This is a genomic window from Oceanobacillus longus, from assembly GCF_042650085.1.
Taxonomy (GTDB): domain Bacteria; phylum Bacillota; class Bacilli; order Bacillales; family Amphibacillaceae; genus Oceanobacillus; species Oceanobacillus longus.
Genome location: NZ_JBHSAO010000008.1, coordinates 464,252 through 483,200, shown reverse-complemented (window position 1 = coordinate 483,200; position 18,949 = coordinate 464,252). Strand labels below are relative to the sequence as shown.

Annotated in this window: 17 protein-coding genes; 13 read left to right on the top strand and 4 right to left on the bottom strand. The window is 35.2% G+C overall.

The annotated features are described in order from the left end of the window. Positions 1 to 40: 40 nt before the first annotated feature. Positions 41 to 379, bottom strand: coding sequence for a transposase (locus ACFOUV_RS13025; protein ID WP_379497204.1), 339 nt, complete (start codon positions 377 to 379; stop codon positions 41 to 43). A gap of 418 nt (positions 380 to 797) precedes the next feature. On the opposite strand from ACFOUV_RS13025, the gene ACFOUV_RS13020 reads away from it, so the two are divergent. Further along, a complete protein-coding gene (locus ACFOUV_RS13020; protein WP_379497203.1) occupies positions 798 to 1,514 on the top strand; it encodes a dihydropteridine reductase in 717 nt (238 codons plus the stop codon). A gap of 274 nt (positions 1,515 to 1,788) precedes the next feature. Here the strand turns inward: ACFOUV_RS13020 and ACFOUV_RS13015 are convergent, their stop codons facing one another. After that, complete coding sequence (locus ACFOUV_RS13015; RefSeq protein WP_379497202.1) at positions 1,789 to 2,424, bottom strand: YesL family protein; 636 nt, start codon at positions 2,422 to 2,424, stop codon at positions 1,789 to 1,791. Positions 2,425 to 2,631: 207 nt separating this feature from the next. On the opposite strand from ACFOUV_RS13015, the gene ACFOUV_RS13010 reads away from it, so the two are divergent. From ACFOUV_RS13010 to ACFOUV_RS12975, 8 genes are all read left to right on the top strand, one after another. Further along, positions 2,632 to 3,600 (top strand): carbohydrate ABC transporter permease, encoded by a 969-nt coding sequence (locus tag ACFOUV_RS13010; RefSeq protein WP_379497201.1) that lies wholly within the window; start codon positions 2,632 to 2,634, stop codon positions 3,598 to 3,600. Positions 3,601 to 3,622: 22 nt separating this feature from the next. Continuing rightward, entirely contained in the window at positions 3,623 to 4,456 is an 834-nt protein-coding gene (locus ACFOUV_RS13005; RefSeq protein ID WP_379497200.1) for a carbohydrate ABC transporter permease, read from the top strand. Between the two features lie 26 nt (positions 4,457 to 4,482). Continuing rightward, positions 4,483 to 5,799: an ABC transporter substrate-binding protein gene (locus ACFOUV_RS13000; protein WP_379497199.1), complete on the top strand. Its 1,317-nt coding sequence runs from the start codon at positions 4,483 to 4,485 to the stop codon at positions 5,797 to 5,799. Between the two features lie 94 nt (positions 5,800 to 5,893). Continuing rightward, on the top strand, positions 5,894 to 7,678 hold the full coding sequence (locus ACFOUV_RS12995) for a sensor histidine kinase (RefSeq protein ID WP_379497198.1): 1,785 nt from the start codon (positions 5,894 to 5,896) through the stop codon (positions 7,676 to 7,678). Positions 7,679 to 7,691: 13 nt separating this feature from the next. Continuing rightward, entirely contained in the window at positions 7,692 to 9,332 is a 1,641-nt protein-coding gene (locus ACFOUV_RS12990) for a response regulator transcription factor (RefSeq protein ID WP_379497197.1), read from the top strand. A gap of 235 nt (positions 9,333 to 9,567) precedes the next feature. Beyond that, positions 9,568 to 10,113, top strand: coding sequence for a hypothetical protein (locus ACFOUV_RS12985; protein ID WP_379497196.1), 546 nt, complete (start codon positions 9,568 to 9,570; stop codon positions 10,111 to 10,113). 224 nt (positions 10,114 to 10,337) lie between these two features. After that, positions 10,338 to 11,870: a glycine betaine uptake BCCT transporter gene (locus ACFOUV_RS12980; RefSeq protein WP_379497195.1), complete on the top strand. Its 1,533-nt coding sequence runs from the start codon at positions 10,338 to 10,340 to the stop codon at positions 11,868 to 11,870. A 204-nt stretch (positions 11,871 to 12,074) separates the two neighbouring features. Continuing rightward, a complete protein-coding gene (locus tag ACFOUV_RS12975; RefSeq protein WP_379497194.1) occupies positions 12,075 to 12,926 on the top strand; it encodes a DegV family protein in 852 nt (283 codons plus the stop codon). 232 nt (positions 12,927 to 13,158) lie between these two features. Here ACFOUV_RS12975 and ACFOUV_RS12970 read toward each other — a convergent pair whose 3' ends face one another. Continuing rightward, positions 13,159 to 13,386 carry a hypothetical protein gene (locus ACFOUV_RS12970; RefSeq protein WP_379497193.1) on the bottom strand — a complete coding sequence of 76 codons (228 nt, stop codon included), beginning with the start codon at positions 13,384 to 13,386 and terminating at the stop codon, positions 13,159 to 13,161. A gap of 749 nt (positions 13,387 to 14,135) precedes the next feature. Between ACFOUV_RS12970 and ACFOUV_RS12965 the strand changes: the two genes are divergently transcribed. The 3 genes from ACFOUV_RS12965 (at position 14,136) to ACFOUV_RS12955 (ending at position 17,367) form a co-directional block, all read left to right on the top strand. Beyond that, positions 14,136 to 14,864, top strand: a complete 729-nt coding sequence (locus ACFOUV_RS12965; RefSeq protein WP_379497192.1) for a helix-turn-helix transcriptional regulator — start codon at positions 14,136 to 14,138, stop codon at positions 14,862 to 14,864. 211 nt (positions 14,865 to 15,075) lie between these two features. Next, positions 15,076 to 16,449 (top strand): MFS transporter, encoded by a 1,374-nt coding sequence (locus tag ACFOUV_RS12960; RefSeq protein ID WP_379497191.1) that lies wholly within the window; start codon positions 15,076 to 15,078, stop codon positions 16,447 to 16,449. Between the two features lie 66 nt (positions 16,450 to 16,515). Next, positions 16,516 to 17,367, top strand: coding sequence for a creatininase family protein (locus ACFOUV_RS12955; RefSeq protein WP_379497190.1), 852 nt, complete (start codon positions 16,516 to 16,518; stop codon positions 17,365 to 17,367). A gap of 287 nt (positions 17,368 to 17,654) precedes the next feature. Here ACFOUV_RS12955 and ACFOUV_RS12950 read toward each other — a convergent pair whose 3' ends face one another. After that, entirely contained in the window at positions 17,655 to 18,515 is an 861-nt protein-coding gene (locus ACFOUV_RS12950) for a DUF421 domain-containing protein (RefSeq protein WP_379497189.1), read from the bottom strand. A 94-nt stretch (positions 18,516 to 18,609) separates the two neighbouring features. On the opposite strand from ACFOUV_RS12950, the gene ACFOUV_RS12945 reads away from it, so the two are divergent. Beyond that, positions 18,610 to 18,948, top strand: a complete 339-nt coding sequence (locus ACFOUV_RS12945) for a DUF4363 family protein (protein ID WP_379497188.1) — start codon at positions 18,610 to 18,612, stop codon at positions 18,946 to 18,948. Position 18,949: the final 1 nt, after the last annotated feature.

Below are 18,949 nucleotides of genomic sequence, written 5' to 3'. Positions count from 1 at the left end.
AAGTAAAAAAGTATAAACTTTCTTACTTGCATAAGTGCAACTAAGGCATTCGCCGAAAAGGCTTGGCGGATGCCAAGTTTTCTAAAAATAAATGACCACAACGTTCATATTTATTGTTATACCAATAAACATAACTTGCGCTGATTTTTTGAATGATCGTAGAAACAGTCTCTTCCTTCTCTTTTATTAACAAGTGAATATGATTGTCCATCAAACAATAACTGTGTACTAAGAATTTATCTTTCTCTTTAAATCGCTTTATCGTGTTCAATAGTCTGGACTTATCTTCATTGTCCTCAAATATCGTTTGTCTATTAACTCCTCTTAACATAATGTGATAGATTCCACTATAACTTCTCTTTCTCGGTTTTCTAGCCATATGAATCACCTCATCGATTTAAACTTATATACATTCTCCCTCTGGATTTTTCTCTACAATTAAATTCAATTCACCATCCCGCATTTCACCAATAATATAATATAGATTCCAAAAGAAATCAAGAACATACATTCTTATGAAAATGTAGTTTTCAATTTGTTTTTTTCTGTAAAATGGTAATACGATCCCGTTGTTCATATTTATAAATAAATATAACTATCCTTACAAAGCTGAAAAATATTATTTTTATAGTTTTATAAAAACGTCCAAAATTAAAAATGGTCCAAGTTTCCTGTCCCCGTGGACCACCTTCAGCATAAATTATCTGAAATAATCAGTCCATTTAATTGAGAATTATTATCAATTATTGTATATTAGATAGTAACGAAACATAATAATTGTTTAAGGAGAATATATCATGCAAATATACTGGACTAAAATAAATAAGATTATTGAAGAAACGCCTGAGGTTAAAACGTACCTGCTCGACTGTCCGAAAGACTTTACATGGGAAGAAGGTTCCCACACCCACATGGCACTTGAAGGTTTTAATGCCGGAGATAAACCAAACCGCGGCCTGATTCGTCATATGTCAATCTCCACGTTACCGCAATCAAATTCAATCGGTATCACAACACGCATCAGAGAGCAGTGCTCTGAGTTTAAAACGGTTTTAAGAAACCTTGAAGTCGGTAATGAAGTTGCAATATTTAAAACGCATTCGAATGTGCCGCTTAAAAGAGAAGACAAGAATGTTTACCTGCTGTCATCAGGTGTTGGCCTGGCAACTTTCAGACCGCTTGTACTTGATTATTTCGAACGTGCCGATAACGTCAATCAAATTCATTCCCTGAACATCGACTCATCAAAAGATTTCTTATTCACGAATATATTTGAATCCGCACCTGACAAGAAGTTCACATCACAGTTCACAGATAACCGTAAAGACTACTATGAAGAAGTGAAAAATCTTGCTGCAGACAAGGATGGACTCTTCTATGTTGTCGGCAGCGACGAATTCCTCATGCAGAACATTGAAGTACTGCGTGAGCAGGGCATCAAGCCCGAACAGATTATACTCGACAAGCATAAACAAAAACTGCATGAGTTCTTATCATTTGATATGTCAATTTAAGCGAGACAGAATATTTTGTTGGTAAATACTAAATAGATTGTTCATTAGCGTGGTTGTTGCAGATCATAAGCCCAAATTCTCACTAAAGGTAGGGAGGAATTAGGCTTTTTTTTCTTTCAAATGGACCATGGGACAGGAACCCCAGGCCACAACAGGGAAGAGTGCTTAACTTACAAAAGAATGCTTGTTGTTCATCAAAACAAAAGAAACTCAAACAAAAAGTGGTCCAAGGTTCCTGTCCCCCTGGACCTATCCCCCTGGATCTACTCCGAGCCTATGCTTTAGTTTCCAAACGATCTTTACTATCTTCTATTTTTTGAAAGGATCTTAATGCTGCCATCATTAGGAATAGTGTTAGTAAGCTACCACTAAAGAATGGGATGATTCCTGGAATCATATAAGATACAAAATAAATAACAAAAATAGTAGAAATCATTGTAATCGTATTTAATGGGTTAACAATCATAATGACAAACGAATTCTTAAATAGTTCAAATAGTTTCAAATCATAATGAATATATGTTGGTATAACATACAACACCGTAGCAAAAAACAAAAATCCAATAATTAGTAATGGATATTGGAAAAATTGGAAGAAGTCGTTTTCTGTTGCTTCTATTATAGTAAGATCAAAATAAAGAATAGAGAAGACAAGTATGATGAACCATCCGATTAAATTACTTTTCAGAAAATCTCCAGTATATGACTTCAAAAAAGCTTTAAAAATGGAAAGGTCTTCTTTATTTAATACTCGTCTAATAACAGAAAACATAGCGAATGTCGCTGGGAAGAAACCGATTACAATTAGTCCAAACAAAGAAAATAGAATCCATAAAATATTAATATATGCTAGTTTTACAAACCAATCAGAAAATTTATAGAAGAAGCCCATAAATCCATTCGTATACATATTTATCCCACCTCATTAAGAGAAAATCTTCCTAGTAGTGAAATAAGGTATAATCTCTTTTATTTATATTAATTATACTAAGTGTTATTACTGTTAATCAATAAATGTTTAAAAGATGTAAAAATAATTTCAATTACGTAAAAATATTTTATTGTTAGTGAAAGCGCTTAAAACTATAATGAATTTAAGATAAGGGGGTGAAGGTTTATGGAACAACTTAGTGAATTAGACAAAAACGATAATTATGAGCCGCCAAAAAACTATAAACCTAGTAGAGAAAAAGAAAAGAAATCTAAAGTTGCAAAATGGAAAGATACACTATCAGGCTATATGTTTATTGGACCTATGTTAATAGGGAGTACAATTCTAGTTCTATTCCCGATTGTTGCATCTTTCTTCTTAAGCATGACAGATTGGAACTTCGTTACTGGTCTGGATGGTGCGAATTTTGTCGGATTAGCTAACTTTACGGCGCTATTATCAGATACAGTATTTTTGAAAGGGCTTGCAAATAACTTTCTTCTATTATTAGTCGTACCAATTGGGTTATTCGCGTCTTTACTTTTAGCGGTTATTATAAACAAGAAAGTTTATATGAAGGACACATTTAAAGTAATATACTTTATGCCGTATATCTCAAGTACTGTCGCAATTGCATTAGTTTTTCAAGTGTTATTCCATCCAACAGCTGGACCTGTCAACCAAATCCTACTATCTTTAGGAATTGAGAATCCGCCATTATGGATTGCGGATATTAATTGGGCGTTACCATCTGTTATGATCATCATGATTTGGACACAAATAGGATTCCAATTAATCCTTTATATTGCAGCATTACAAAATATACCTAAAGAATTATATGAAGCAGCAGAAATAGATGGGGCTTCTACCTGGTATCAATTTAGAAAAATTACTGTACCATTAGTTACACCAACTACTTTTTTACTACTCATTCAAGGTCTTGTTCATACGTTTAAGGTCTTTGACTTAGTAAAAGTACTAACAAATGGTGGACCAGCAAACTCTACGAATATACCAGTACTTTACTTATACCAACAAGCTTTCGAACAATTGAAAACAGGTTATGCTTCAGCAATAGCTGTAATTCTATTCTTACTATTAATTGGCTTTACTCTTATTCAATGGCTTGGACAGAAGAAATGGGTTAACTATTAAAATTTCGAAAGGAGGGAGCATTGTGCTAAAGAAATTAGAACCATCTAAAGTCATTACTACGGTTATCATGGGAATCGTTGGGATTATTTTCCTATTACCATTTTTCTGGATGCTATCTGCATCATTTAAAATTGAGAAAGATGTATTAAGTTTTCCGATTGAATGGATTCCATCTACATGGAATGCTATACAAAACTATTCCAGTGTATGGTTAGGTGATAATTCGTTCGGTCTTTATTATTGGAACTCGATTAAAGTAGCGGTATTAACTACTTTTGTATCTGTAACGTTTTCCTGTATGGCAGGTTACGCGTTTGCAAAATTGAAATTTAAAGGAAGAGATTTACTTTTCCTAGTGGTGTTAGCTACATATATGATTCCGCCACAAGCAATCATAGTACCACAATATTTACTATACTCCACTGCTGGGTTAATCGATTCACATCTTGGGTTAATCCTACTTAATAGTTTTAGTGCATTTGGAACGTTTATGTTAAGACAATTTTTTATGAGTATAAATGATGAAATTATTGAATCTGCAAAAATGGATGGAGCAGGTCACTTTAGAACCTTCTTTAGTATAGCACTTCCATTGGTCCAACCGGCAATTGCAACCTATGCTATTTTAAGATTTATTTGGACTTGGAATGATTATCAAAATCCGTTAATCTTCTTACGATCCGAATCTCTTTACACGATTCAAATCGGAATCCAGCAGTTTGCGGATGCACATGGATCCGTATACTCCTTAATGATGGCCGCAGCAGTATCTGCGATTGTACCATTATTAATTGTGTTTATCGTAGGGCAAAAACAAGTTATTGAAGGCATTTCAATGGGTAGTGTGAAAGGGTAAAAAACATATAAAAGGGAGAGATAGAAATGATACGTAAAAAGCTAATATTATTTATAATTGCAATGATGGTTGCTTTTCTGGCCGCTTGTGGCAATGGAGGCGAATCAACAAGTGGAGAAGAAGAAGATGGAAAGACAACGTTGAAATTCTACACGTGGATTAATGAAGAAAATGGAAACTGGGAAGAGACCATTAAAGCATTTGAGGAAGCACATCCAGACATAAAGATTGATTTAAAGGTATTAGTAGAAAATATGTCTTCAGATGATTATCTACAAAAATTAGACTTGGATGCAGCTGCTGGAGAAAAGATAGATGTATTAATGACTTCTTCTTCTGAGCATCTATCAAAAAGGGTTTCAGCAGGTATGATTGAACCTATTGACACTTACCTAGAAAATGAAGGGATTAATGTTGAAGAAGTATATAATATGGCTGCTTCATCAGCTTCATCAGATGGGTCTTACTATGGTCTACCATCTAAATATAATACCTATTTAATTATGTTAAATAAAAACCATTTAGATGATGCAGGTTTAGAAGTTCCAACAGAATGGACTTGGGAAGAATATAAAGATTATGCTAATGAGTTAACAACGAATGATCGTTATGGTTCATACTTACACACTTGGTCTACGTTTTACCACGTATTGAAAGTACTAGGTAAAGCAGATGAAAATTTACTAATCAAAGCCGATGGTTCATCTAATATGGATGATCCAACAATCGCTGAATCATTAAAATTGCGCTATGAACTGGAACAAGAAGATAAATCTTCTGAACCATATGCAAACATCATTTCTCAACAATTAAACTATAGACAGCAATTTTTCAGTGAACAAGCAAGTATGACTCCAATCTCAAGTTACATGGTTACAGAGTGGGGTGGATTTAATCCGGAATTTCCTATCGCTTGGGCTCCATGGCCTAAAAACAATGAAGGAGATCCCTCTTATGCATTCTCTTCAGCAGACGTCATGTCTATTGGTAATAACTCTGACCATAAAGAAGAGGCTTACGAATTTATCAGATGGATGACAACGGAAGGAATGCTCGTTCAAAATAAATCAATTCCTGCTTGGACGGAGACAGATTTAAAAGAAGTATTAACAAATCTAGCGTCTACTACTTCTAATCCAGATGCTGTGGATGTTGAATCATTACAATACACGATAGAAAACTCAGTACCTACTGAACAATTTTTACCAGCAGGTTATATGACAGAAGTATATAATGCATATAATGCAGAAGCGGAGAGATATCTACTAGGAGAACAAGATTTAGATACAACAATGGAAAATGCAAAAAATTCTGTAGAAGACGTTATTGATGCTAATAAATAGTAATTAATTTGACTTACAACTATGATATGATAGAGAGAAAGTAGCATTCTTTCTCTCTATCATTTTAATTTAAGAGCAGCTGAGGTGTAAGCATATGAGTAAAATTATTAGTATATTTGGAGAAATGTCACTTAGAAATAGACTAGTGATTGCATCGGTTGTTTGTTTACTCATACCTTCAATACTTACTCTCATTTTAACAAATGAACAAATTAAAATTGAACAAATCGAGAAATCGGTTGCCCAAACTGAAAGTACGCTACATAGTTTAGATAAAAATATTACAAAACAATTGGATCAATTATTATATATTTCAAATTATGTTCAATTTAATAATGAATTGCATTCCATTTTAAAGAATAATATAAATCGTCATGATGAGTATGGGTCTACTCCCGAATCAAATGCACTAGATCACATAAGAGTAAAAACAAATTTAGAAGGAATTACGAATCTATTAGCCCCTTCTTATATTGCCATTGTTTTAGATAATGGTTTTGTTTATTCAAATCACTCCATTAATTATCAAAACTTAATGAATAAAGCTTGGTTTCAAAAGCAGTTGGCTACTACTAATTTAGAAACGAAATGGGTTGGATCACATTCCAATTATTCGGAAACTGACAAAGAAAGAAATCCTTATCTAATTTCGATTGTAAGAAATGTGAGATTAACACATGAGGAAAATGCAAGCGCTATTATTAGTATGAGTGAAGAAGAATTATCCTCGCTATTTGAACAAACAACATTTAAGGGACAGCAATTTATGTTAGTAAATTCAGATGGAGTGATTATATCTCATCAAAATAAAGACTTTATTCAGAAGCCCTTTCCTAATCCTAATCATTTAAAGGATAATAAGTACTCTATCGAGGAACTAGATCAACAAAAATATTTGTTGGTGGATTACCCACTAAGCTATTCCAACTGGATACTAGTCAGTATGATTCCTTATGAGAGCGCTATCGGAGATGTTTCTACCATTACAAATACCCGTTTTCTATGGCAATTATCTTTCTTCGCTATTTTCTTAATAATACTAATTCTCATTGTAAATGAATTAACAAAGCCTATTTCTAGATTAAGCTATGTTATGGGAGAAGTAGAAAATGGTAATTTTAATATTCGCTCTGAAATAAGAGGGAAAGGCGACGTAAAGCAATTAGGTACTTCGTTAGACATGATGATTGATAAGGTGGAGGAAATGATAAAAAGAATTAAAAAAGAAGAGGATAGTAAGCATAAAGCAGAACTTGAAATGCTTTTAGCACAAATTAATCCCCACTTCTTATTTAACATTTTAAATTCCATTCGATTAAAGATTTTTTTAAAAGGGGATAAAGAAACGGCTAATTTAATTCAATCTCTTGCTCATTTGTTACGAATGACGATAAATAGAAATAATGAATTTATACCTTTAGAGAAAGAAATAGAAACCATTGAGCACTACGTGAAACTAATGAATTTTAGACGTCAAGGGGATATAGAGATTGTTAAACATATAGAAAAAGATTTATTAGATGAAGATGTTCCTAGATTTATTCTACAACCGCTAGTAGAAAATGCGATTATCCATGGATTTGATGCAAACAAGGGGACAATTTCTATCCATGTTCTGGAAGCGAATGACTTTATTACTATTCGGATACAAGATGATGGTAAAGGAATCCCTCCGGTACAATTACAAGAATTGAAAAAGGGTTTATCTGTTGCAAATCCTACGAATAAGATTGATCGAAACAAATCTTCATTTACTGGAATTGGAATAACGAATGTCTATCAGCGTATGTTATTGATTTATGGTGAGAGATTCCAAATGAATATAGACAGTCAACATTTGGAAGGAACTACGATTACATTATATATACCTAAACTTTAGGGGGGATCATGGAATGTATAAAGTGATGCTTGTTGATGACGATTATCCGGTATTAGAATTTCTTAATCAAGCGATACCTTGGGCTGAATTAGGATTTCATGTTACTTCTTTATGCCAGGATGGAGAAAAGGCATTCCATATTGTACAAGAAGAAGGTGCCCCAGATGTTATTATTACAGATATCGGTATGCCATTTATGAATGGGATTGAGCTTATTAAAAATGTAAGGGAGATAAATCACAACTTTGAGTCGGTTTTCTTAACGTGTCATGATGATTTTTCAATGGCGCAAGAAGCTATCAGACTACATTCCTTTGATTATATTTTAAAAGAAAGTATAGATATCGATAACATGATCAAGTTATTAACGAGATTAAAAGAAAAACTGGATAAAGTAAAACAGTCGTCTCAAGAAACAAACTGGATGATAAGAGAAAATATAAAATCTTTAAGAAACCGGACGCTAGAGGTTTTATTGAATGGAAACGAAAAGGATATAAAAGATTGGTTCCATCAACATAAAGATGAATTTTATCAAAAAAATTGCGTTCCTGTTCTATGTTTTATTGATCATTATCAAAGACAAAAATCTTATTTTACTTCATCGAGTTTACTTAAGTTTGCAATAGACAACTTGATTAGTGAAGTATTAAACAAAGCAGGAAATAGTTTTACTGTAGCTTACAAAGATTCTATGTTTTTTATATTATATTTCCCTGAAACAAAGAACGAAAGCCTTTCACTAGAAGTGGTTCGTCATTCCATTAAGGAAATAAATGCTATATTAAAACGGTTTTTGAAAGTTAGCTTAACCACCATTACTGGAAGTATCACAGTATTTCCTTATGAGCTTTCTAGTGAACTGAAGTTCTTGACGAATAATATCGATCAAAGATTTTATATGAATCATGGGTCTATAGGAAGAATAGGAAAAGAACCTTTTACAGTGGAGAACATTTTTGTGGACTATACAGACGCCTCAGAGGAAATTAAACTATTCATTGTACAAGGGAATGAAGGTGCCTTAGAAGATGCAATTAAAGGATGGATGGGAATTTTTAAAGTCAAACAATACGACCCACAACTAGTTAAAAGCTGGACAGCTCATTTAATACTAGATATGGAGAGAATGACACACTCTATGATAAATGATGAATCTAGTATCCTTTCTATTATTAACAAAAAAATAAGTGATACGGAAACAATTGAACAGCTCGAATACTTGTTTATTGCGAATCTGAAAAGCATGATGAGAAAGCTAGAAGAAGGTCAAGGTGTATCAACAAGACCCGAGATTCTAAGAGCGCAGAAGTATGTATTGATGAACTTGGATAAAAAAATAACATTAGGAGATGTCGCAGTATATCTCCATATGAATCCAAGTTATTTTAGTAGAATGTATAAGAAAGATACGAATGAGAATTTCATTGATTTTGTCAATCGAACCAAAATGGAACGAGCGAAGGAAATCATTGTGAGCACAAATAAATCGATTGAAACGATAGCTTATATGTTAGGATTTGAGAATAAAAGTTATTTCTTAAAAATATTCAAAAAGTACTTTGGCGTAGTACCTAATTATTATAAATTAGGCACGACAAAGGACCATGGGGACAGGAACCCCGGGCCATTGCCTGTCAACCAAGTTTTCTAGGAAAATAATAGTTTAATCTCTGTAGATTTCACTTTTTCTTTTCCATCAAATTCAATTCAATTCAATCCAACATCAAGAACACCTATTTCTATGAAAATGTAGCTTTCAATATATTTTTTTCTGTAATATGGTAATGCACCCATTGTTCATGTTTATAATTAAATAACTATCCTTACAAGTGGTCCAAGGTTCCTGTCCCCCTGGACCATACTTAATTATAAGGGGGCAAATAATTATGAAGAAAGTTATTTCCAGATTTATTGTTATCCTCTTGGTGGGCCTTGTTTTGTTCGTCGCAAGTTGTTCTCCAAATACGGAGACTGAACCACTGGATGAAAATATTGCTACCATAGAAACAGTATTGGAGCACTCATTCACAGGACCAGAACAGAAATTGATAGAAATATGGAATGACATTCATAGTGATGAAGATGAGATGGAAGATATTGAGTCAGCATTCGAAGAATTAAATTCGTATACATCAGAGAAATTCAAGCCTTATTTTATAGAAGAGAGCTATACTTCCTATATTTCTTCATACGGTTTTACGTTTTTAAGTAATGCGTATCGAAATGGTTATCAGCTAAACCTCAATCGTATCGACTTGGAAACATCCGAGGTAAATGATAATATTTATAAATTTTCATTGGAGGTACAGTATCAAAAAGAAGATAGTGATGAACAGGTGGTGAATGTAACTGGTGAAGTAAATATAAATGAGGACGGATTTATTTCTAATATGTTAGTTCGTGGCAATGAATTGATGGAATCATTTGAGTGAAATAGAAAATATATATATATGAATTTAATATAGTTTAAGTGCCAGTCCCCCACGCCTTTAAAATAGGTAGGGACTGTGTCCTAAGCATATTCCTTTTCCATATTACCTTTTTATTCAATACCTATATCTATCAAAACTGCAGAATCAATTTCTTGTTTACACTCTCTCCTTAAGGGTATCATACTAGATACACGAAATCATTTTACAAGAAGGAGGAGGAAGACATGAAAAGCATTACGCCCGTTTTTTTATGGAGTGTTGCTCTTTGTTTAATTATTCTTATTTGGGGCGCTATTGCACCTGTAAATTTGGAGAACGTATCAGAGTCCGTGACGACTTTTTTCTCAAATAATTTTGGTTGGTATTATTTATTACTCGTCGTGGTCTTATTGGTATTTTGTATCTACTTAATTTTTTCTCGATTTGGAGATATAAGGCTGGGAAAGGATGGTGAAAAACCGGAATTTAACTTAATGAGCTGGTTTGCGATGTTATTTAGTGCTGGTATGGGGATGGGGATGGTATTTTGGACCACCGCGGAACCAATTTCGCACGCATTTACGAATACACCCAATGCAGAAGCAGGGTCCGCAAAAGCGATTAATGATTCCCTTCAATATTCTTTTTTTCATTGGGGTGTTCATGCATGGGCCATTTATGCTGTTGTAGCGCTCGTTCTAGCTTATTTTAAATTCCATAAAGACTATCCAGGATTGATCAGTGCGACACTGGTTCCATTGTTTGGAGAAAAAGCAATGAAAGGTTGGATTGGAACGCTTATTGATGTTCTGGCAGTATTTGCAACGGTAATGGGAGTTGCTGCAACACTTGGGTTTGGTTCCGCCCAAATTAATTCTGGACTTAATTACTTATTCGATATTCCTAGGAATTACGGCACGCAGTTAATTGTATTGATCATTGCCACGGTTCTCTTCACTGTTTCAGCGTGGAGCGGTATACATAAAGGAATCAAATATTTAAGTAATATAAATATGGGTCTTGGTTTTATTTTATTGGGAATGCTCTTTCTCGTAGGACCAACCATCTATATTCTAAATATGTTCGTCGATACAATTGGGAGCTATATCACTAATTTCTTTGAGATGAGTTTTAACTTGGCACCTCAAGATGAGGAGGCACGAGGCTGGATTAATGCCTGGACAATCTTCTATTGGGCATGGTGGATTTCTTGGGCCCCATTTGTAGGAATCTTTATTGCGCGTATTTCACGCGGTCGTACGATTAAAGAGTTCATGATTGGTGTATTGTTCGTTCCATCGATTATTTGTTTTATTTTCTTTGCGGTATTTGGGGTGTCCGCACTGAATATTGAGCAAAATGGCATTGCGGTTATTTCGGACTTGGCAATTGAAACAGCTACGTTTGGTGTACTGCAGGAATACCCATTGGGAGCACTGATGTCATTTATCACCATTTTTGTTATCGCGATCTTCTTTATTACATCAGCGGACTCTGCCACATTTGTATTAGGAATGTTAACCTCCAGAGGTTCGGTTTCGCCGAAAGGAAGCGTGAAAATCACGTGGGGAATTATACTCTCCGCTATGGCCGCGATTATCGTTTATTTTGGTGGGACACAAGGACTACAAAACATGCTGATCATATCGGCATTTCCATTTTCCTTTGTCATTCTGCTTATGGCTATTTCATTCTATAAAGCCGCAAGAAATGAAAAAATGACGGAAAAATTAAAGTTGAAAGAGTCGAAGAAGACAACACATTCTAGATATAAATAATAAAGAACAAGAAGAACTCGAGTGGACGTTTCTGTTATCCACTGAGTTCTTCTTGTCTGATCTGGTTCTGCTGCTAAAATATGGTGCAAGATTTCCGATCGTCTGAACTATATTTTTAAAATTATGATAATATTGGGTTAGGTTATTGAATAATTTGGAAGGTTTGTTTAAAAAGGGATTTTTATAACGAAAGGGGTTAGATAAATGAATAGAATTATTTTAACAACGGAGAGCGGAGCAGATTTACCAATTGAAGTGGTTGAGAAACATGCGGTTCAAGTGGTACCGATGCACGTTATTATGGACGGAAAAGATTATTTAGACGGTTCGTTGCCGGTAGAAGAAATATATAAATACCATGAGCAAACGAAAAAAATTCCTTCTACAACCGCAACGAATGTCCATGAATATGAGCAGTTCTTTAAGCAAATAAAAGCGAACGATCCAGGTTGTGTCATTATACATATTGGATATACTTCGAAGGCATCTTCTTCTTTTCAAAATGCAATGATTGCAACGGAAGAGATGAATGATATTTACCTCATTGATGCGTTAAATGTAACAGGAGGATTAGCTGCAGTTGTGATGTATGCAGTAGACTTATTGGAGAGAGAATCTACGATTGAACCTGAATCCTTAGTAGAAAAAATTGAATCCATCGTTCCGAAATCGAAGCTAGCTTTTGTTCCAGGTAGTTTAGAGTTCTTAAAAGCGGGTGGAAGGGTAAGTAATCTTGCTTATCTAGGAGGTGCACTGTTAAAAATCAAGCCTCGTATTGAATTAATAGATGGAAAACTTGTTTCTACCAAAAAATACCGTGGAAAAATGAGCATGGTTTCAGAAAAACTAATACATGAATATTTAAATCAATACGATATAAATAAAGAAGGTATTTATTTAATATACTCCATCGGCCTTGATGAAAGTATTAAAGAGAAAATGACCAATATCGCAAAAGAACATGGATTTGAAAATATTAAATGGATGCAAGCCGGTGCGATGATCTCTACCCACGCTGGTCCAGGTGGATTTGGAATTGCTGGATTGGAAAGATAGAATATTTTTTAACTAGCTTCAACTACTTTTTAACAAATAGAACGGCAATAAAGAAAGTTAAAGATAAAATGATTCGCCAGTTAAATGCCCATTACTTTAAACTAGAGTGGATTATTGGAGATAAGAGTCAGGCGAAGATTTTGGTGAGTCCAAAATAAATTGTAGGGTATTAATCGTGGGTCCGCGGGGACAAGTAATAACTCAAGAACATCTTCAATGAGAGTATCCATTATTACCTGTTCGTCATTACTTTTTTAACATCTATTTTTCCAGCTGCTTGAGCAGATAATAGAGTTAACAATCCGATTGGGCCTGCTCCAAAAATCGCTACAGTCTGTCCTACTTTAAGTCCACTCTTTTTAACCGCGTGGTACGCTACTGCTGTCGGTTCAACAAGTGCACCTTCTACAAGTGACACGCTTTCCGGTAATTTATGCAATCGATATGCTTCTGTAACCACAAACTCGGCAAAGCCCCCAATTGTACTTTAAACCTAAGAAGGCGGCATTTGCCACCTCACAAAGATTATAGTTTCCAGCTCCGTATTCACATTCTCACAATAAATGATTGGTTCAACTGCTACACGGTCACCAAAGCGGTGGGGGACTGGCACCAATTTTCAAGAAGTTTCTAAGGAAAGGACTGATTTCCAATATCTAGATATATATGTGCATCAACTAGCTTCCCGGCTTAACAGGGAATTAGGTGAACAAGTTAAATTGGTTACGGATTTTATAACAAAATTAACCTGCTTCTTTCCCCATCCAATATAGAGGAAGTCTATAAATTAAAAGTACATTTGAACCAAATTCGTATTCAAGAAGAAAATAAAGAGGCAGCATTATGTCGTGGTGGGACTCTTTTTCAACTAGTAAGCTCAAGGCTTCACCAAATTTAGACAAGTAATGGTAATATATTTTTCATTTCCTGGGAAATATCGACAACAGCTTCAAGTGCAGTCCCCCACACCTTAAAGTATTAAACGGTGGTGAACTCCCCTATTGGCCTTATCCCCATCCTTTTAAAAGCCAAGATGCGTTATTAAAAACATCTATACATATTGCTTTTCAATAGCTATTTAATATTTTTCTCTTTTATATTCCCGTTATTATGTTTCTATGCATCTAGTTAGGGTTTTTATTGTAATATGTGTATAGACAATTAAAGATCGTTTTATTTAAACAACCATATAGCAGGGAGAATATATCTATGGAAGTGAATAGCAGCCCCATGAATCAAAGAATTGAACAGGATCATCAAAGTAGAGAAGCTTTTCTTCAAGCAATTCTAACTTGCGATACAAAGAAAATAGACTACTATAAGCAGGAAATATTGAAGGTCTTGAAAGAGGATTCCTTGAATATTTTTAAACGCGTACCTGGGAACATGCTTCGTTCTTATAAGAATTTCCTACTGTCACATAATTCCCTTTATAGTTATTGTGCTGAAAAAGGAGGGCTCAACGCTGCGCAATCCCACTTTATCTCGGAAAAGTATGCAATTATGATTGAGCATACCGAGCAAATTTCTAAACTTGATACGATCCATCTGAACATGATTGATGAATATGCAGACCCCTCCATTCGTTACGACAAAATCACGAATCCTAGTATCGTGGATAAAGCTATTCACTATATTGAGGCCAACTTTGCTGAAGAGTTTTTGATAGAAGAGATGGCGCATGATTTACACGTCCACCCATCCCACCTTATGCGTGCGTTTAAGAAAGAGAAGGGGACTACGATTAGCCATTTGCGTAATCAAAAGCGAATAAAAGAAGCAAAAGAGCTGCTTATTCATTCAAATCTTTCGATGACAGATATTGCTATCATGGTTGGATTTAGTAACTCTCAGTATTTTTCTAAAATGTTTAAGAAAGAAGAAGGAGTTACGCCAAAAGCCTTCAGGAAAGCACATTTAAACAGTTTGGAGGAATAGTTTGTTTTGCGTCTTGGTTTCCTTTTCATATTAAAATGCAATTTTAGTATAAAAATAGGTAATTTTAGATTAAAACTTATGTAAGCATTTACAATATAATAGTCTTATAGATTTTAAGCGCTTTCATATCAAATGTTTATTACTTTATATACAAAACAAAGTAATAAACACGCGTAGATAGAAAAATTAACTATTAACAGGAGGGTTCAAGATGAAACAGAGAAAGTTTGGCGTGCGAGACCAAGTAGGCTACGCTTTAGGAGATATTGGAGGTAGCTTTGTTAATTTATATATAGGAGGTTTCTTTCTATTATTTACAACCTCCGTGTTAGGAGTTAGTCCATACTTCATGGGGACCTTATTCTTAGTTTCCAGAGTCTTTGATGCGTTTACCGATGTTATGATGGGAAGCATTCCAGACCGCTGGAAAATCGGTAAAAGTGGGGACAAGTTCTTACCATATATTAGTATATCCAAATGGTTCTTAGCTGCAGCAGTATTGTTAGCGTTTGCAGATGTATCAAGTTGGGGTACAACGGCGACTCATGTTTGGGTAGTCTTTGTGTACTTATTTTACGGCATCGCTTATACTGCGGATTCGATTCCTTATGGATCACTTGCAGCGGTTATTACGCAAGATCCAATTGAACGTACAAAATTATCGCGTGCACGTGCGGTTGGTGGATTGATTGTTGGAATTGGGGCACTTTCTTTCGTACCAATGTTTATCTATGATAGTAATGGTGCAATAATTCCAGATGCATTCTTTATTATCTCGATTGTCTTTGCGGTTTGTTCATTGCTTGCTTACACAGGTCTGGTGAAGCTTTCAACGGAACGTGTAAGAGATGACAATCCAGTTGGTAAGAAAATAGACTATAAATTTAAAGATGCTTTAACAGCAGCACTGAAAAATAGACAATTAGTCGGGATGATGGTTGCTTCTGTTGGTTCGTTAATTGTTATCAATGGGGTAACCCAATTAGCACCGATTGTATTTGCAGAGTACTTTGGTAGTCCAAGTGCCTTTACGATTAACTCCTTTGTACAAATAGGGATTATGTTAATCTTGTTCCTTTTCCTACCAAAATTAGTGAAATTATTTGGAAAGCGTAATCTAGTGATTGCAACATCTACTTTTAGTATCATTGCAATGGCATTCCTAACCTTGTTAACAATTGAAAACGTTTATCTTTATATTACGGTTTATAATATCGGCATGCTAGCGAATAGTGTTTTTGTTATGATTGTTTGGGCACTTGTAGCAGATGCTTTGGATTATACAGAGATGCAAACTGGAAAACGATATGACGGAACGCTTTATTCGATTTATTCCTTCTCCCGTAAAGTCGGTATGGGGGTTGGATCTGCATTAGGTAGTTATTCCCTCGGTTGGGTAGGATATGCTACTGGATCTACTTCGCAATCACAAGAAGTGGCAGAAGGTGTTCTTCGTATGTACAATGGCTTGCCAATTATCGCGTTTGCACTCATGTTGATTGGTTTATTGTTCATCTTTAACTTAAACGGTAAGAAGACAAATGCGATGTATGAGGAGCTAGAATTAAGAAGAAAGTCATCATAATTCATTTACGCTAGAGGAATCTATTCGTAGGCTTCCTCTAGCAATAAATAGATAGGAGAGATAAACATGCGTACAAGATTTTTATCGAAATTAACAAACGGGGAAGTAGAAGCGTATCTAGATAAAAATAATCTTATTTTTATTCCAGTCGGCGTAACAGAAACACATGGCGCATTGCCACTAGATTCAGAAACGGTTTTGGCAGAAGCGTTTGCATTGAAAATGGCGGAAGCTGCGGATGGACTGGTTCTTCATAATCTCCCATATTTCTTTGCAGGAGCAACTCCTACTGGACGTGGGACCGTACAAATGACAACAAAAGATGGTGCAGCATACTTAGATCGAATTGCACAGTCACTACTTAATCAAGGATTCAGGAGACAAGTTTATGTTACTTTACATGGACCAGCATATTTAACAGTTGGTCCAATGATCCGCGACTTTTTTGATCGAACCAAAGCACCTATTCTTTATATGGACTTAATGGTGACGATTGGAACTGTGAAAGATTTATCGTTTAACTTCTTTGAGAAGTTCAATGATATGGCAATAGGTGCCTATGACATTTTAGGCAGATTGGAAGATGTTCCACTTAACGTACCAGAGTCCAATTCGGTTAGCTATGATGTGGAAAAAGTAATGAAGGCAAATGCGGACAATCCAGCATCAGACCTTGGAAAATATGCACTACAATCCGGTGCGGTTGGCTATTATTTTGACCATGCTTCCGACCACTTATATACACCATTACTGAAAACAGCAGATGAGCGTAAAGCCTATGCCAAATCTGGTGTCGCAGCGATCAATGAAATTGTTGAAGGGTTAGATGTAGCTACTGTTGTGAAACAATTGAGGGATTTGGATGAATATACGCAAAATATTAGTATGAAGCGATATGGGGAGTGGCTTCCGAAGTGAGTTTCAGGGATGGTTAATAATACCAACGGATTCCGTTACCTATCGCAAACATTAAAAATGTGAGTGAAAGTGACTACCAAATTGTATGCTGATTTGGTAGTCATTTTTAGTAAGTGCGCAATTTAGTGTGCGTTTTATTATAAGTAATCATCAATCATTTATTTACCTGATTTTATAGGGTATTCTGAATGTTAATGGTAAAATAAAAGTAGATTGGAATGATAACAAGAAGCATTGTATTGCGAAACTCTGTGGCCACAATTTTTTTGTAGATATCAGGATAGCCGTTACTTCAAATACGGTATTATCGAATCGATTGTCTTTTGAAGATTAGCTGCCTGCTCTGCATATAACTTTTTGGCCTCTGGATTATCTGTCTGCAGCGAAAAGCTTTCCAAATCAGCCTGTATTTTTTTCAAGATTGCGCCCTGCAGTGGCCTTTCTTCAGCTATATGACGTTTTTCTTTATTCTCATATAAATCTACATATACATTCCCACGAGAATCTATCTGGGCAAGGAATACCTCTTTGAAACCCTCAGCCCCTTGCTTCTGTACCTCACCTAGTAACCATTCTTTGGAAAAACCGCGTTCCTTCAATCCCTTTTCAAGCAATTGACCATCCATAATTAGAATGGTTGGCCCATGTTCCTGCTCGACGGGAATCCCTAATGTATGAGGTGTAACCGGCTGTTGATCTGTCTTCAGCATGACACTAAGCTGGCCGTTCGTCTCCAAGATGGCCATTTCCACATCAGAAACCTTAAAAGCCCCTTTTTCCCGGAGTGATAGCATCAATTCATCCATGGTAAAAAGATTCTTTTTCAAATTCTTTTCCAGTATTTCACCGTTTTTTATCATTATCGTTGCTTTACCATCTATCAATTTTGTAAACCACATAGACTTCAAACTCACATATGCCAGGATGATTGGAAAAAGTCCCCATACAATTAATGACAGAACTCCGTTTAGTGCTTTGACATTCTGATCGACAGACATGGTTGCGGCAATGGATCCGATTGTAATCCCCACACAATAATCGAAAAAAGTGAGCTGAGAAATTTGTTTTTTCCCCATAATTCGGGTCAAAATTAACAACAACAGAAATGCAATTATTGATCGAATCAAAATTACTACAAGTTCGGGCATGACAAATTTCCCCTATCGGCATTTTTATTATGTAATCTTTCTCCATTATTGGGCAATATAGGTAATATTATTCACACTGTTGGGAGGAATATCATTGATAAAGAAAACCATTATCTATATGTCGCTATTCATCCTGCTTTCTGGATGTGCTACTAAAATTGGCGGAGATTTCTTTTTTGACCACATGGATCAGCTTGAACAGGCATTGGACCATCCGAAATGGGAACAAATTACACTACAGGCCGATCAACTGAAAAGTATTTATGAAGATAACAAATGGAAATTACAGTTGCTCGGCGATGAAGGGGAATATGAGCGATTAAATGAAAGCATCAATAACATTATTGCAGCCGCAAAAGAGGAGGATACGACAAACGTAAGAATGGAACTAGCAACGGCCAGATCCCTTATAACTGATATCTATTCATTATAGT

Coding starts and splice junctions, on each gene's coding strand:
- ACFOUV_RS12990 (WP_379497197.1), top strand. CDS start 7,692: ATGTATAAAGTGATGCTTGTTGATGACGATTATCCGGTATTAGAATTT.
- ACFOUV_RS12950 (WP_379497189.1), bottom strand. CDS start 18,515: ATGCCCGAACTTGTAGTAATTTTGATTCGATCAATAATTGCATTTCTG.
- ACFOUV_RS12995 (WP_379497198.1), top strand. CDS start 5,894: ATGAGTAAAATTATTAGTATATTTGGAGAAATGTCACTTAGAAATAGA.
- ACFOUV_RS12965 (WP_379497192.1), top strand. CDS start 14,136: ATGGAAGTGAATAGCAGCCCCATGAATCAAAGAATTGAACAGGATCAT.
- ACFOUV_RS13000 (WP_379497199.1), top strand. CDS start 4,483: ATGATACGTAAAAAGCTAATATTATTTATAATTGCAATGATGGTTGCT.
- ACFOUV_RS12980 (WP_379497195.1), top strand. CDS start 10,338: ATGAAAAGCATTACGCCCGTTTTTTTATGGAGTGTTGCTCTTTGTTTA.
- ACFOUV_RS13025 (WP_379497204.1), bottom strand. CDS start 379: ATGGCTAGAAAACCGAGAAAGAGAAGTTATAGTGGAATCTATCACATT.
- ACFOUV_RS13015 (WP_379497202.1), bottom strand. CDS start 2,424: ATGTATACGAATGGATTTATGGGCTTCTTCTATAAATTTTCTGATTGG.
- ACFOUV_RS12975 (WP_379497194.1), top strand. CDS start 12,075: ATGAATAGAATTATTTTAACAACGGAGAGCGGAGCAGATTTACCAATT.
- ACFOUV_RS12955 (WP_379497190.1), top strand. CDS start 16,516: ATGCGTACAAGATTTTTATCGAAATTAACAAACGGGGAAGTAGAAGCG.
- ACFOUV_RS12985 (WP_379497196.1), top strand. CDS start 9,568: ATGAAGAAAGTTATTTCCAGATTTATTGTTATCCTCTTGGTGGGCCTT.
- ACFOUV_RS13020 (WP_379497203.1), top strand. CDS start 798: ATGCAAATATACTGGACTAAAATAAATAAGATTATTGAAGAAACGCCT.
- ACFOUV_RS13010 (WP_379497201.1), top strand. CDS start 2,632: ATGGAACAACTTAGTGAATTAGACAAAAACGATAATTATGAGCCGCCA.
- ACFOUV_RS12960 (WP_379497191.1), top strand. CDS start 15,076: ATGAAACAGAGAAAGTTTGGCGTGCGAGACCAAGTAGGCTACGCTTTA.